Here is a 14,673-nt window from a genome sequence, read left to right on the forward strand (position 1 = left end):
CTTATTAACCTATTAAACAAACTAAAAATGTTAAAAGAATTTAAAGATTTTATTATGACGGGCAACGTCATAGACTTGGCCGTAGCGGTTATACTTGCAGGTGCTGTAGGTTTGGTCGTAAACGGATTTGTAACCGACATTATGATGCCTATTGTTGGTAACTTCGCCGGGGGCGTAGATTTTGCGGATTTAAAATATGTACTATCGCCTGCGGTAGGAGTTGCTGGAGACCCTGATTTTAAACCCGAAAATGCAGTTATGTACGGTAAATGGATAAATTCGATCATCAATTTAATTATTGTAGGCTTTGTATTGTTTATGATCGTAAAAGCGTACAACAAAACAAAAACACCACCAGCACCAGAAGCTCCAGCTGGACCTACTCAAGAGGAGTTATTAGCGGAAATCAGAGATCTTTTGAAAAAATAATATTTCGTAATAACCAAAATCAATTACCCTTAAAACCCGAGTTTTTAACTTGGGTTTTTTGTTTTTAAAACTTTACCACTATATAACCTTTTCTGGTCTTTTTATAATATTTACCGCCCCAAGTGTAATATCTGTACCCTTTTACATAAACCACTTTATGATGTTTGGGTGCTTTTTTAACAACAACTGTTTTGGTATGTACTTGAGCGGGTCTAACAGTGGTTACACAAGATGTACTAAATATTGATAAGATACTTATTAATAAAATTATAATTAAATTTTTCATAATCATAGTTTTAGCATTTTAACTATTTGACTAAATGATTATAAAAAAGTTTAAATTAAGAAGGTTTTTTGCTGTGATATACCTCTGCTATTGTAGGATTTTCAAATGCAGTTTCAAGTAAAATCAATTTATCGCCAACAGTTACGTTGCCCTTTTGAAGCACTTTAAAATAAACCCCACATTTGGTAGAATTCCAAAATTGTTTTACAATGGATTGATCGTTAAATCTAATACCTAGTTTATAACAAGGTTGTCTAGATTTAGTAACCTGTATTTTAGCTTCTCCTAATTGATAAACTTCACCAACATGAATTTCGGTTTCTTCTAAATGGCTTAGTGTTATGTTTTCGCCAAACATTCCATACTGCCAATCTAAATCTGGGTGTAACTGTTTAAAGTATTGGTAGTGATTTTTCCCATAAGCATAAACGGCTTGTTCTATGCCTCCATGATGTTTTCTGTCTGCAATAGTATCATTTTTTACTTTTTCAATATCTAAATAAATGGGATGGTTTACAGGGTATTTAAAAATACCCGTTTCAAAGGTTTTTTTTCGCCATTGAACGGTTCTTCTTTCGCCGATATTTAGTGAAATAATTTTCATACTTGTCATTACAATCGTTTCGTTAATTGGCTGATTGATCAATTCTGAATTCCGCCAACTGATCCGCTATTTTCCTGTCGTTTGATAATCTTGGTATCTTATTTTGTCCGCCTAATTTACCGATAGATTTCATGTATTCTTGAAAACCGTCCTTTTTTATTTTGGTTACTTTTAAGGGTTGCAAAATATTACCAGTAATTAAATCGTAGTAATACGAGTTTTGTTGTTGCATACTATTGTCCATTTTAGTTAGAAAATCAACCATATTAGCGGGTTCTTTCTCAAATTCAATAAACCACTCGTGATAGGGCAATACGCTTTCAGGGTTGGTCTGTGGAGCCACCGTAAATTCATTAACTTCAATAGTTGTACCAGCTGTAGCATCCTTCAAAGCTTGTTCAACTTCTTTGGCGATAACATGTTCGCCAAAAGCAGAAATGAAATGTTTAATCCTACCCGAAACAATTATCCTAAGTGGTTTTAACGAAGTAAACTGAACCGTATCGCCAAGATTATAGGCCCAAAGCCCGGCGTTGGTCGAAATTATCATTACGTAATTTACGCCCAATTCTACATCGGCTACTGTAAGCCTTTCAGGACTTTCGTCAAAAAATTCGTCAGCCTTAACAAATTCATAAAAAATACCGCTATTTAATAGGAGTAGCATCCCTTTTTCATTCTGTTTGTCCTGATAAGCAAAAAACCCTTCCGATGCTGGAAACAATTCAATGGAATCAACTTTTTTGCCCATCATTGTTTCAAATTTATTTCGGTAAGGCTCATAGTTTACACCACCATAAACAAACAAATTGAAATTTGGAAAAATTTCACTAATGCTTTTACCAGTTTTAGCCATTAATTTTTCAAAATACATTTGAACCCAAGAAGGGATGCCGCTAATTAGCGTCATATCTTCTTGTAATGTTTCATCAACAATGGTGTCAACTTTGGTTTCCCAATCGTCAATACAATTGGTTTCCCAGCTGGGCATTCTGTTTTTTTGTAGGTAATTAGGCACAAAATGAGCTACTATTCCTGATAACCGCCCCATTTTTATACCGTTTTTTTCATTAATTATTGGGCTGCCCTGTAAAAAGATCATTTTACCATTAACAAAATCGGCATTGCCAGTTTCGGCAATATACATCAACAAAGCATTGCGAGCTGCTTTAATGTGAAAAGGCATAGATGCTGCCGTGAGTGGAATATATTTCGCTCCTGAAGTAGTGCCAGAGGTTTTGGCAAAATAAAGAGGTTTCCCGTGCCAAAGCACATCCGATTTACCTTTCAATATTTGCTCAATATAAGGTTTTAAGTCCTCATAGTCCCTAATGGGAACTTGTTTTTTAAAATCTTGATAGCTCTTAATTTTATCGAAATTATGTTCTTTCCCAAAAGTGGTATTCTTCGCCTGAGTGATCAGTTTTTTGAATACTTTTTCTTGGGTTTTTTCGGGAACGTTTGCCCATTTATAGGTTCGTTTTTGAATACGCTTAGCAATGGGTTTCGCTAAAATAGATTTGATACGCATTACTTAAAATCTATAAAATTTATGGGATTAACAGGAAAACCGTCGTTCCACAATTCAAAATGCAAATGAGGACCTGTGGATAATTCGCCCGTAGAGCCAGCATTGGCAATCGCCTCACCCGATTTTACAATATCGCCCTGCTCTTTGTGCAGAGACGAATTATGTTTGTAAACAGATAAAAATCCTTTTTGATGCTCTAAAATAATTACAAACCCTGTTTCTGCGGTAAAGCCCGTAAAAATAACGGTTCCATCAGCTACAGCCTTTACGGGAGAATCTTTTTCAACCGCAATATCTATGGCATAATGTTTTTCTTCGGGATTATAAACATCTGTAATTTTACCTGAAATAGGTGCAAAAAACACTAAATCTGTCTTTTTGGTAGCTTTTTCAAAAACACTAAACCTGTCTTCACGCTCAACTTCTTCTCTAAAAGCAGAATCAATTGGGGAAATGTTATTATCTAAATTTACATCTTCAATCTGCAATTGTTGTTCAATAGAGTCCCTATTTATGGCAATGTCTTTTACTTTGCCAGTCAAGACTTGTTGAATATTTTGAAGATAGACATCGTTAACGGCTAACTTTTGTTGTAAGGAATCTACCTTATAAACCAAGTCTGTAGCTTTTTTCTTTAAAGCGGTAGAAGAATACCCAGGAATATATTCTTTTAAAGGCGTAAATGCAATTAAAAAAATGGTGGAACCCACTAACAGAACAGAAAACAAAGAACTTAATATCAGCACATTAAGCCTGTTAAGTTTAAAAGAAAAACGTTCTTCAAAAGTATCTTCGTTCAATACCACAAAACGGTATTTAAACGTCAATTTTTCTTTGATTTTTGCTTTATTTACTTTTTGTTTTGCCATATGGAAATAACAAATATACGACGGTTTTTTGAGTTTGGAACGGTTTGGGAAAGTACAGATTAATATATTTATTATCTGATATCCAGAAAATAAAATTGATTATAAGTTCATATATCCACAAAATAAAAACAGGATGAACAACTTATCTTATGCGTTCTCTTTTTGATGCAACAATCGTGTCAATTTTATGGATAAATCCAACAAAATTATCTTAGCATTGCCGTTACGTTCAATATGATAAATGGCATCATTTAATTCGTTAGAAATTTCCAAAATATTTCCGCTATGTATAAATGGAGCAAATTTGTCTAAATCAAAAGTCTCGGTATAAGGTTCTAAAAAAACCAATGAATCTGCTGTATAATTTTTGAGCATGGCTTGTCTAAAAAACTGCAGACAATAGTTTAGAAAACTTTTTTGAACTTCCCTTCCATTACTGGCAATAGCATCGCTCCAAGCTATCAAGTCTTGTATTACAGCTGCATTGCCTTTCGCTTTAAAAGCAGTGCGAACCCAAGTAATAAACCATTGTTCAAATTGTTCTTCATTAGTAGAATTATTTAAAATATGTAAAGCTTTATTCCAATTTCCATCCGATTGATGGGCAATTTTCAGAGCTTCATTTTCTGAAATGTCTTCTTGTGCCATCAATGCATCTTTGATATGGTTTTCACTTAAAGGTTTTAATTTTATGACTTGACAACGCGATAAAATGGTACTAATAATCTGTTCTTGATTTTCGGTAATCAACAATAAGATAGTTTTATTGGGCGGTTCTTCTACCAGTTTAAGTAATTTATTGGCAGCTGCGGTATTTAACTTTTCCGCCATCCAAATAATCATCACCTTATGTCCACCTTCGTATGATTTTAAGACTAGTTTTTTTACAATGGCTTCGGCTTCATCTACGCCAATCTGCCCTTGTTTATTTTCTATCCCCAGATGTGCGTACCAGTTTAGTAAATCTCCGTAAGGGTTATCTTTTAAAAACTGACGCCATTCTTCTAAAAACAAATCACTTACAGGGTGTCTTTTTACCTTATCCGTAGTGGCAACAGGAAAAGCAAAATGCAGATCGGGGTGACTTAAATTATTAACCTTAATATTACAAGCTTCGTTACCATTGGTATTTTCACCATCTTTATTATTGCACAAAATATATTGGGAGTATGCAATAGCTAAAGGCAAAGCACCTGTACCTTTTGGGGCTACAAATAATTGTGCATGGGGAATCCGTCCACTTTCAACACTATAAAAAAGCTGTTTTTTTACTGTTTCTTGATTTATAATGTCTGAAAAAAGCATTTATTTTTTTATGATTTTAAAAGATTTAGAACCTCCTGTAGCTTTATTACTAATATTCAGAAAGTACAACCCTTCTGACAGAAAATACAACTCTAATTGCTCAGTAAATCCATTTTTCTGAACAACTTTTTGTCCTAATTGGTTATAGACGGATATTTTATAGTCTGCCTGTTCTAACGAAAAACCAGAAATTTTTATCTGAGAGTCGAAAGGATTTGGAGATACTGATACTTTTGCCAATTTTTCATCTTCTACACCTAAGGTCGTTGCTACCTCAAACTCATGAGTAACTTTTTGACCTTGATAAGTAACTTCTAATCTATATGTGCCTAATTGAGACAAGTTATTAAAAGTCCAATACCAATAAGAACTCCCATAAGTATTTGCTAAATTGTTAGTCCATTGTGTAAATGTGTTGTTAGGTCTGTATAATCTCCAAAAAGCAGTTGTACCGGCGAGTTGATCTTTTAAATAAACAGCAGTGACAACGTTTGTATTTGGCAAAAATTTATTTTGTAAATTAGTGGTTTCAGTTGCTGGACAAGTATTAAATATAGGTGGAGAAGAATGTGTTAAAACGGCATTGATATTTGGGTCACGATAATCGGGTTGGTTTTGCCACCAAGTTGTGATATTATTACAATTGCCGTTGAAAGGGTCTATTAAATTATTACTGCTATCATAAACCTCAAAATGTAAATGTGGCCCAGTTGAATTACCTGAACTTCCCACGATGCCTAAATATTCACCTTCTACAACGTCATCTCCAACATTTTTTGCAGTTAAACTACCATTCTTTAAATGACCATACCAAGTTCTACTACCATCACTATGTTCTAAATAAACCGCGTTCCAATTGTTAGAATTAAAGTTACAACTCATATCAGATTCTCCATCATTTTTATAAACTATTTTACCAGGTGCAGCAGCTACAACTTCAGCAATATTGTTTTCTTGTTGATACCAGGAAAAAGGCCATGTAAAAATATCGGTTCCTGAGTGGTTATAGCCATCGTCAGTATCATAAGTTCTGGCACCACAATTGTAATCTTCCAATTTATCGGGAAACATCGCATCATGGTCTACGTAATTGGAGATTGCCCAAACATCATTAAACTCTGCAGTTGCAGATTTTTTGACTGGCCAAATAAAGGTAGGTGCAGCCAAATTAGATTTTTTAAACGATAATTTCCCTTGTTGCTGCAAATAGGCAACGTTAACCTCTACTTCAGCATTGATTTTTGCCTTGACCTCATCCGTTATACAGGGTATATTGTCAGGATTAAATTTGAATTCCCCACCATTCGCTTCCCCAATTATTTGAGAAAAACCGAACAATGGCAACAATAATAATACTAGTAATAATTTATACATGTTTAGCTTATTTTAGCAAAGGTTCTTCAAACAAAAGTACCTAATTTTTAAATATAAATTTATTAACTTTTAAAGTTATGAATTATAATTATATTTACAGATTAATAAAAAATCAAAATGATGCAGTAGAAAACCTATTGCATATTGATTGAATATGAATTAACATTATGCTTTTTCAATAGGTGTAATTTTAAATATAATTTACAAATATGAGCTGTAATAGTTGCTCTACGGATACAAATGGTGTACCTAAAGGATGCAAAAGTAATGGAAGCTGTGGTACGGGGAGTTGTGATAAATTAACGGTTTTTGATTGGCTATCTAATATGAATATACCAAATAGCCAATCCACTTTTAATATTGCCGAAGTGCGTTTTAAAAACGGCAGAAAACATTTTTTTAAGAATACAAAAAACCTGCCCATTGCTATTGGGGATGTTGTCGCGGTAGAATCTTCCCCAGGACATGATATTGGCACGGTTTCCTTAACCGGTGAATTGGTTAAAATACAAATGCGTAAAAAAGATGTTGGTTTTGATAGCGAAGAAATAAAACAAATCTACAGAAAAGCCTCTCAACGTGATATTGATGTTTGGCAATCAGCTAGAGACAAAGAGCAGGAAGTACAGCGTAAATCGAGATTAATTGTATCCCGTTTAGGTCTTAAAATGAAACTTTCGGATATTGAATTTCAAGGAGACGGCAATAAAGCAACATTTTACTACACAGCAGATGAGCGGGTGGATTTTAGAATGTTAATCAAAGAATTGGCCTCGACCTTTAAAATTAGGGTAGAAATGAAACAGGTCGGATTGCGTCAAGAGGCGGCCAGACTTGGCGGTATTGGCTCTTGTGGCAGGGAATTGTGCTGCTCTACTTGGTTGACCGATTTTAGATCCGTTAGCACATCAGCTGCCAGATACCAACAGCTATCCCTGAACCCTCAGAAATTAGCTGGACAATGTGGTAAATTAAAATGTTGTTTAAATTATGAGTTGGACTCTTATCTAGATGCTTTAAAAAATTTCCCAAAAACCGATACTTGGTTGCAAACTGAAAAAGGAACAGCCGTTTTCCAAAAAATGGATATTTTTAAAGGCTTACTTTGGTATGCTTATAAAGACAATCCCATGCAATGGGTTGATCTTGAGGTAGATCAGGTAAATGAAATTATAAAACTGAATAAAGAGGGAAAAAAAGTAGCTAGTTTAGAAATGTATGCTTCTAAAACGAATTTAGCTCCAGTTTCTGAAAAAGTTTTTACCAATGTGGTCGGTCAAGACAGTTTAACTAGATTTGATAAAAAGAAAGGGAAAAAGAACAACAAGAGAAGAAAGAACAGAAATAACAAAAGAAAATCTCCCCGCAAAAATGCGTAATATTTTAGGACTACTTATCGTTTTAATATTATTAATTTCATGTACTAACAATTTGGTTTTCGATCAATATAAATCAATGCCAAATGCTGAATGGCATAAGGATTCTATCGTTAAGTTCGAATTCAATCCAATAGATACTGTCTCAAGAAACAATTTATATATTAATCTCAGAAACAATAACGATTATGGCTACAGTAATTTATTTTTAATTGTTGGGATAGACTTTCCTAACAATTATAAAGTTGTAGATACGTTAGAATATGAAATGACCGATGCAGAGGGCAAATTTTTGGGCGAAGGTTTTACCGATCTTAAAGAAAATCCATTAGAATTTAAAACCAATGTAATTTTTCCTACTACTGGCACTTATACCTTTTCAATTCAACATGCAATGCGTAAAAGTGGAGAAGTTGACGGAATAACATTGTTAAACGGTGTTACGGATGTAGGTTTAAAAATTGAAAAAATGAATACAAATGACTAAGAAAAAATCAGAAAACACAGCTGTATTTAAAAAATATACAAAATGGCTCTGGATATTGTTTTTAAGTGGTTTTGGGGTTATAGCTCTGTTGTTTTTGCTTGGCTCTTTAGGTGTGTTTGGTAAATTACCAACTTTTGAAGAGCTTGAAAACCCTGAAAATAATTTGGCTACTGAAGTAATTTCTATTGACGATAAAACCCTAGGAAAATATTTTAACGAGAATAGAACGCCCATTAAATATAAAGATATCCCTGAAAATATAGTAAAGGCCTTAATTGCCACTGAAGATGTTCGTTTCTACGAACATTCAGGTATTGATTTTTATGGAACTGCCAGAGCGTTTGCAAATTTTGGTCGCGATGGTGGGGCAAGTACCGTAACACAACAATTGGCAAAGTTGTTGTTTCATGGTGAGGGTTCAAAAAACCTTCCAGAAAGACTCTTACAAAAAATTAAAGAGTGGATTATTGCCCTAAGGTTAGAGCGACAATATACTAAGGATGAAATAATTACCATGTATTTTAATAAGCAGGATTTCTTATATAATGCTGTAGGTTTGCGTTCTGCTGCTCGAATCTATTTTGGTAAAGAACCTAAGGATTTAAAAATAGAAGAAGCAGCAGTATTGGTAGCCATGCTTAAAAATCCTAGTTTGTACAATCCGCAAAGGGAGCGTACCAAAAAAATTGCCAAACAACGACGAAATGTAGTGTTAAAACAAATGGAAAGAAATGAGGTAATTACATTAAAGCAAAAAGATTCTTTGCAAAAATTGCCAATGGTCATCAATTTTTCTCCAGAAGATACGGGTTATGGTGTTGCCACTTACTTCAGGGAATACTTGCGTAGCTTTTTAAAAGATTGGGTTAAGGATAATAAAAAACCTGATGGTACGGAATATAATATTTACCGAGACGGTTTAAAGATTTATGTAACCTTAGATTCCCGTATGCAGCAATACGCTGAAGATGCTATGCAAGAACACATGGCAAATCTGCAACGTGTTTTTAACAAGCAACAAGCAAAGAATAAAAAAGCTCCTTTTTACGATTTAACGGAAAAACAAATTGAGCGGAATATGGAGTCTGCCATGAAGCGTTCTAACCGTTACAAAAGGATGAAAAAAGCAGGAATTTCCGAAGCGGATATTAAAAAATCTTTTGAAGAAAAAACGGAAATGCGTGTATTTTCATGGAAAGGTGAAATAGATACTTTAATGACACCGATGGACTCTATAAGATATTACAAATCTTTTATGCGTGCAAGTTTAATGTCAATGGAGCCACAGACAGGGCATGTAAAAGCTTGGGTAGGCGGCATCAATTACAAGCATTTTCAATACGATCAGGTAAAACAAGGGAAACGTCAAGTAGGTTCTACTTTTAAGCCTTTTGTATATGCTACGGCCATCAATCAATTACAAATATCGCCTTGCGAGGAACTGTCTAATACCATTTGGACCATACCAAAAGGAAAATATGGATTGGATAAAGACTGGGCACCTGATAATTCGGACCATAAATACGGTGGATTTAAAACCTTAAAAAATGCATTGGCAACTTCTACCAATGTTGTTACTGCTCAATTGATTGATAAAACCACACCTCAAAACGTGGTTAAATTAGCAAAGAATTTAGGAATTGAAAATGAAATTCCAGAGGTGCCAGCTATTGCATTGGGGAGTGTAGATCTATCACTGTTTGAAATGACAGGAGCGTACAATACATTTCCTAATAAAGGTATGTATGTAAAGCCTATGATGGTGCTACGTATTGAAGATAAAAATGGGACTGTTATTGACAATTTCACACCTGAAACCAAAGAAGTGCTGAGCGAAGAATCTGCTTATACAGTTGTGAATTTATTGGAAGGAGTTACACAATTTGGGTCCGGTGCACGTTTGCGTACATCATGGGGTAAATATCCTGACAGTATTGTTTCTGGCTTTCCATATAAATTTACTAATCCTATTGCGGGTAAAACGGGTACAACACAAAATCAATCCGACGGTTGGTTTATGGGTTTTGTGCCAAATTTAACAACCGGGGTTTGGGTTGGCGGTGAGGATAGAGCCATACACTTTGCTGATATTGGTAGAGGACAGGGTGCTTCTATGGCACTACCTATTTGGGCATTGTATATGAAAAAATGTTATGCAGATAAAGAACTTGAAATTAGCGATGGGGCTTTTAAAAAACCTTCTGGCCTTGACATTGAGCTAGATTGTGAAAAATATAAAAAGCAGCAAGAAATTTCTAATGGAGATACCGTTGAAGATCCTGAATTTTAAACCGACTTTAAATGTCTTGGAAACCTAGTGAAGAGATTATAAAAAGAAGCAATATCCAAAAAATGATGCTACAACATCATTTTTCGGATTATCATAATTTTTGGCAATGGTCGGTTACTCACAAAAAAGAATTTTGGTCAGAGACCATCGATAATTTGGGGATTAAATTGTCAAAACCATTTACCTCCGTTTTTGATAGCACTGATGTTGAAAATCCACAATGGTTAAAAGGTTCCAAATTTAATATTGTGGATAGCTGTTTTCAAAATGACGATGAGGCTACGGCGGTAATTTATCAAGATGAAAACGGGCAACTTCAAAAGATTTCGCAACAAAATTTAGAAAGACTGGTCAATCGCATTGCCAATAGTTTGTACAATGCCGGTCTCGTAAAAGGTGATGTTATTGCCATTGATATGCCCATGACCTTGAAAGCCGTAGCTATTTATTTAGCAGCTATTAAAGCGGGAATTCCCGTAGCAACTGTTGCAGATAGTTTTACACCTAATGAAATTGCCGTACGATTAAAAATTACCCAACCCAAACTTATTTTTACTCAAGATTACTTGTTAAGAGCAGGTAAAACCTTACCATTATACTCAAAAGTAGTGGAAGCAAATACTCCAAAAGCCGTTGTAATTAAGGCGACTATGCAATCAATTAATTTGAGAAAGAATGATATATTTTGGGACGATTTTTTATCGGACAATACAACTTTTAAAAGCGTAATTCAAAATCCTGATGATGTAATAACCATTTTATTTTCATCCGGAACAACGGGCGAACCAAAAGCCATTCCTTGGACACACACTACACCTATAAAAGGAGTGTCTGATGGATATTATCATCATAACATTCAGAAAAACGATGTAGTTTGTTGGCCTACCAATTTAGGTTGGATGATGGGACCGTGGCTCATTTTTGCTGCACTGATAAATAATGCAAGTATTGCATTGTACTATGAAGCCCCAATTGATAGAAACTTTGGCGAGTTTGTGCAAAATGCTAAGGTAACCATGCTCGGTTTGGTGCCAAGTATTGTAAAGCATTGGATTAATACCAAGTGCAACGAGAATTTAGATTGGAATGCTATTAAGTGTTTTAGTTCAACGGGCGAAGCATCCAATTCTAAAGAAATGGAATATTTAATGCAGTTGGCCAATAACAAACCTATTATTGAATATTGTGGCGGTACGGAAATAGGTGGTGGTTATGTTACAAGTACAATGGTGCAAGAAAATATACCTAGCACATTTTCAACACAGGCATTGGGAGGTGAATTTGTTTTGTTAGATGATGAAAATAATGTTGCCGATAAAGGAGAGATTTTTTTGATTCCACCCATAATGGGATTGTCGGAGAAGTTATTGAACAGAAACCATCACGAGGTTTACTTTAAAGATGCTCCTACTTACAAGGGGCAAAAATTACGCCGTCATGGCGATCAACTAGTGAAATTGGAAAATGGTTATTATAAAGCCATGGGGCGTGTTGATGATGCCATGAATTTAGGTGGAATAAAAGTCAGTTCGGTTCAAATAGAAGCTGTAGTAAATCGGCTGGATTTTATTAAAGAATCTGCTGCTATTGCTGTTTCCCCCGAGGATGGTGGGCCGAGTACACTTGTGATTTATTATGTTGAAAATGGCATTAACGAAAGCGATGAAAAAAATGGTACATACCTCAATGTGGTAAATAAATTGATAAAAACAGAATTAAATCCGCTGTTTAGAGCTAAGGAGCTTAAAAAAATCGATAAATTGCCCAGAACGGCATCGCGCAAAGTTATGCGTAGAAAACTTAGAGATTTGTATTTGGGAAATGATTAACAAATAGCTATTGATAATTAATTATTTTTGAACTTTGCGAAAACTAACTAACCACAAATAAAAAATCAATAAAGTGAATATTATTTCCTACAACGTAAACGGTATAAGGGCGGCTTTAAAAAAAGGATTTATGACTTGGTTACAAGCGGTAAATCCTGATGTTATTTGCATTCAAGAAACCAAAGCCCATAGAGACCAATTAGACTTAGAAATTTTTGAACAAGCGGGTTATCCTTATCATTATTGGCTATCAGCTAACAAAAAAGGATATAGCGGTGTGGCAGTACTCTCCAAAACAAAACCTAACCATGTGGAATACGGTACAGGTATTCCCACAATGGATTTTGAAGGTAGAAATTTACGGTTGGATTTTGATGATGTTTCCATAATGAGCTTGTACTTACCATCGGGAACCAATGATGCCAGATTAGGATTTAAACTTAATTTTATGGCTGAATTTCAGGAATATATAAACGAACTTAAAAAGGAAATCCCCAACCTGATTATCTGTGGCGATTATAACATTTGCCATGAAGAAATTGACATTCACAACCCAAAAATGAAAGGCGTTTCAGGGTTTTTACCCATAGAACGTGAGTGGATTGGCAAGTTTATTGATAGTGGTTTTATAGACACTTTTAGGCATTTTAATAAAGAGCCAGGCCATTACAGTTGGTGGAGTTACAGAGCTAATTCCAGAAATAACAACAAAGGTTGGCGTATTGATTACTGTATGGCATCTAAACCTTTAAAAGACAGGTTGAAAAGAGCTTATATTTTGCCGGAAGCCAAACATTCTGACCATTGTCCTATTGGAGTGGAAATAGAAGCCCATCCCAAGCCCTTCCCCAAGGGAAGGGAACGTTTGTGACGTGAAAATTTTGAATGAATAACATTTAGAAAAACAATTTTAAATTATATCATAGCTTTGGACTAATAACCAAAGACCACCGACTAAAGACTTTAAATTATGAAAAAAGTAGCATTATTAATTCTAACCTTAACTTTATTCAGTTCTTGTGTTTCTAAAAAAGTATATACCGAACTTGAAGAAAAATATGATAAACTCAGAGGAAGTAACGAAGCTTTATTTAGCGAAAATCAGGATTTGATCGACCAAAAGAAAGAATTGGAAGCGGCAAGATTAAAGTTGCAATCAGAACTCGATAATCTCGCAGAAGAAAAAGAACGAATTACCAATGCTGTAAATCAATTGGAGGCTAAAAAAAGCAAACTAGAAGCAGAATATGAAAATTTGGCAAATGATAGCGAGCAGCAACTCTCCGCTAAAGCAGAAGAAAACAGGAAGTTATTGGTACAACTACAAGAAAAGGAAGCTAAACTTGCAGCCGAAAGTGACCGATTAGCAGAATTACAAAGTCAACTAAGTGAACGTTCAGCCCGGGTAGATCAATTAGAAGGATTGATTGCGGCCAAAGAAGCCGCTATGCAACAGTTAAAAGATGCCGTTTCTGCTGCGTTGCAAGGTTTTGAGGGTAAAGGGTTGACCGTTGAACGCAAAAACGGTAAAGTTTATGTTTCCATGGAAAATAAATTATTGTTTAGCTCTGGAAGTTGGGCTGTAAATAGCGAAGGGCGAAGAGCAGTTAATAATTTAGCAGAGGTGTTGACTCAAAATCCTGATATTGATGTTTTGATCGAAGGACACACTGATGACGTACCTTATGGCGGAAAAGGCGTACTAATTGACAATTGGGATCTTTCTACAAAAAGAGCTACAGCAATTGTACGTATTTTAGTGGATAACAACGTTGACCCCAAACAAGTTACAGCTGCTGGCCGTAGTAAATTTATGCCCATAGCTAGTAATGCTTCTTCAACGGGTAAAGCCAAAAATAGGCGTATAGAAATCATTTTAGCACCTAATTTAGATGCTATTAATGAGCTGTTGGAGGAGTGATATGGAGAGAATTCATTTTATAACTTAGCGAGACATTCCAGATATTATGACATTCCATTGCTTTTTATGTTCATACTTTAACGCTTTATCAGATTCTACTAAATTTACATAGTTTTCTATAAATTCTGATGTGTCAGATAATAGACGCAAATAATATTTCAATGAATTTACCAATCCATTAGCGATAACATGGCAACCATAAATATTTTTTATACGATCTATTTCTCGTTCAATTTTTTCAGATTCATTTAATACCATTTCTGATTTAAAAATACTCAAAAAATGTTTTAGTGTATAATTGATAACTGGTGATAGATTTTATAAGTTCAGGAGTTAGTTGGTTTACCATCTCAGTAATTTTATCTTGTAGCG

14 protein-coding genes are annotated in these 14,673 nt (G+C 34.8%); 7 read left to right on the top strand and 7 right to left on the bottom strand.

The features are described from left to right. The first annotated feature begins 27 nt into the window (after positions 1-27). On the top strand, positions 28-429 hold the full coding sequence (gene mscL, locus UMM65_RS14905) for a large conductance mechanosensitive channel protein MscL (RefSeq protein WP_321977683.1): 402 nt from the start codon (positions 28-30) through the stop codon (positions 427-429). Positions 430-493: 64 nt separating this feature from the next. Here mscL and UMM65_RS14910 read toward each other — a convergent pair whose 3' ends face one another. The 6 genes from UMM65_RS14910 to UMM65_RS14935 all read right to left on the bottom strand — a co-directional run bounded on the left by UMM65_RS14910 (position 494) and on the right by UMM65_RS14935 (position 6,398). Continuing rightward, positions 494-715, bottom strand: coding sequence for a DUF6515 family protein (locus UMM65_RS14910; RefSeq protein ID WP_321977685.1), 222 nt, complete (start codon positions 713-715; stop codon positions 494-496). 55 nt (positions 716-770) lie between these two features. Continuing rightward, positions 771-1,319 (bottom strand): MOSC domain-containing protein, encoded by a 549-nt coding sequence (locus tag UMM65_RS14915; protein ID WP_321977686.1) that lies wholly within the window; start codon positions 1,317-1,319, stop codon positions 771-773. 22 nt (positions 1,320-1,341) lie between these two features. Next, on the bottom strand, positions 1,342-2,850 hold the full coding sequence (locus UMM65_RS14920; RefSeq protein ID WP_321977688.1) for a GH3 auxin-responsive promoter family protein: 1,509 nt from the start codon (positions 2,848-2,850) through the stop codon (positions 1,342-1,344). After that, complete coding sequence (locus tag UMM65_RS14925; RefSeq protein WP_321977690.1) at positions 2,850-3,719, bottom strand: M23 family metallopeptidase; 870 nt, start codon at positions 3,717-3,719, stop codon at positions 2,850-2,852. Before UMM65_RS14925 ends, UMM65_RS14920 begins: the two co-directional genes overlap by 1 nt. 147 nt (positions 3,720-3,866) lie before the next feature. Continuing rightward, the gene (locus UMM65_RS14930; protein ID WP_321977691.1) at positions 3,867-5,024 is read right to left on the bottom strand and encodes a DNA polymerase III subunit; all 1,158 of its coding nucleotides are present in this window, start codon (positions 5,022-5,024) and stop codon (positions 3,867-3,869) included. Continuing rightward, the gene (locus UMM65_RS14935) at positions 5,025-6,398 is read right to left on the bottom strand and encodes a peptidoglycan DD-metalloendopeptidase family protein (protein WP_321977693.1); all 1,374 of its coding nucleotides are present in this window, start codon (positions 6,396-6,398) and stop codon (positions 5,025-5,027) included. Positions 6,399-6,607: 209 nt separating this feature from the next. Between UMM65_RS14935 and UMM65_RS14940 the strand changes: the two genes are divergently transcribed. The 6 genes from UMM65_RS14940 (at position 6,608) to UMM65_RS14965 (ending at position 14,301) form a co-directional block, all read left to right on the top strand. After that, positions 6,608-7,777 (top strand): PSP1 domain-containing protein, encoded by a 1,170-nt coding sequence (locus UMM65_RS14940; protein WP_321977695.1) that lies wholly within the window; start codon positions 6,608-6,610, stop codon positions 7,775-7,777. Further along, positions 7,770-8,261 carry a gliding motility lipoprotein GldH gene (locus tag UMM65_RS14945; protein ID WP_321977696.1) on the top strand — a complete coding sequence of 164 codons (492 nt, stop codon included), beginning with the start codon at positions 7,770-7,772 and terminating at the stop codon, positions 8,259-8,261. Before UMM65_RS14940 ends, UMM65_RS14945 begins: the two co-directional genes overlap by 8 nt. Further along, positions 8,254-10,551 carry a penicillin-binding protein 1A gene (locus UMM65_RS14950; protein WP_321977698.1) on the top strand — a complete coding sequence of 766 codons (2,298 nt, stop codon included), beginning with the start codon at positions 8,254-8,256 and terminating at the stop codon, positions 10,549-10,551. Before UMM65_RS14945 ends, UMM65_RS14950 begins: the two co-directional genes overlap by 8 nt. Positions 10,552-10,562: 11 nt before the next feature. Further along, positions 10,563-12,380, top strand: a complete 1,818-nt coding sequence (locus UMM65_RS14955) for an AMP-binding protein (protein ID WP_321977700.1) — start codon at positions 10,563-10,565, stop codon at positions 12,378-12,380. A 73-nt stretch (positions 12,381-12,453) separates the two neighbouring features. Next, the gene (locus tag UMM65_RS14960; RefSeq protein ID WP_321977701.1) at positions 12,454-13,251 is read left to right on the top strand and encodes an exodeoxyribonuclease III; all 798 of its coding nucleotides are present in this window, start codon (positions 12,454-12,456) and stop codon (positions 13,249-13,251) included. Positions 13,252-13,350: 99 nt separating this feature from the next. Then, on the top strand, positions 13,351-14,301 hold the full coding sequence (locus UMM65_RS14965) for an OmpA/MotB family protein (RefSeq protein ID WP_321977703.1): 951 nt from the start codon (positions 13,351-13,353) through the stop codon (positions 14,299-14,301). Positions 14,302-14,325: 24 nt separating this feature from the next. Here UMM65_RS14965 and UMM65_RS14970 read toward each other — a convergent pair whose 3' ends face one another. Beyond that, positions 14,326-14,580 carry a hypothetical protein gene (locus UMM65_RS14970; protein WP_321977705.1) on the bottom strand — a complete coding sequence of 85 codons (255 nt, stop codon included), beginning with the start codon at positions 14,578-14,580 and terminating at the stop codon, positions 14,326-14,328. Positions 14,581-14,673 lie beyond the last annotated feature (93 nt).

The sequence above is a fragment of the Aureibaculum koreense genome, from assembly GCF_034296135.1.
Taxonomy (GTDB): Bacteria; Bacteroidota; Bacteroidia; order Flavobacteriales; family Flavobacteriaceae; genus Aureibaculum.

Excerpts from the sequence above, each read along its gene's own strand:
- mscL (WP_321977683.1), top strand. The coding sequence starts at position 28 with ATGTTAAAAGAATTTAAAGATTTTATTATGACGGGCAACGTCATAGAC.
- UMM65_RS14910 (WP_321977685.1), bottom strand. The coding sequence starts at position 715 with ATGAAAAATTTAATTATAATTTTATTAATAAGTATCTTATCAATATTT.
- UMM65_RS14915 (WP_321977686.1), bottom strand. The coding sequence starts at position 1,319 with ATGAAAATTATTTCACTAAATATCGGCGAAAGAAGAACCGTTCAATGG.
- UMM65_RS14920 (WP_321977688.1), bottom strand. The coding sequence starts at position 2,850 with ATGCGTATCAAATCTATTTTAGCGAAACCCATTGCTAAGCGTATTCAA.
- UMM65_RS14925 (WP_321977690.1), bottom strand. The coding sequence starts at position 3,719 with ATGGCAAAACAAAAAGTAAATAAAGCAAAAATCAAAGAAAAATTGACG.
- UMM65_RS14930 (WP_321977691.1), bottom strand. The coding sequence starts at position 5,024 with ATGCTTTTTTCAGACATTATAAATCAAGAAACAGTAAAAAAACAGCTT.
- UMM65_RS14935 (WP_321977693.1), bottom strand. The coding sequence starts at position 6,398 with ATGTATAAATTATTACTAGTATTATTATTGTTGCCATTGTTCGGTTTT.
- UMM65_RS14940 (WP_321977695.1), top strand. The coding sequence starts at position 6,608 with ATGAGCTGTAATAGTTGCTCTACGGATACAAATGGTGTACCTAAAGGA.
- UMM65_RS14945 (WP_321977696.1), top strand. The coding sequence starts at position 7,770 with ATGCGTAATATTTTAGGACTACTTATCGTTTTAATATTATTAATTTCA.
- UMM65_RS14950 (WP_321977698.1), top strand. The coding sequence starts at position 8,254 with ATGACTAAGAAAAAATCAGAAAACACAGCTGTATTTAAAAAATATACA.
- UMM65_RS14955 (WP_321977700.1), top strand. The coding sequence starts at position 10,563 with ATGTCTTGGAAACCTAGTGAAGAGATTATAAAAAGAAGCAATATCCAA.
- UMM65_RS14965 (WP_321977703.1), top strand. The coding sequence starts at position 13,351 with ATGAAAAAAGTAGCATTATTAATTCTAACCTTAACTTTATTCAGTTCT.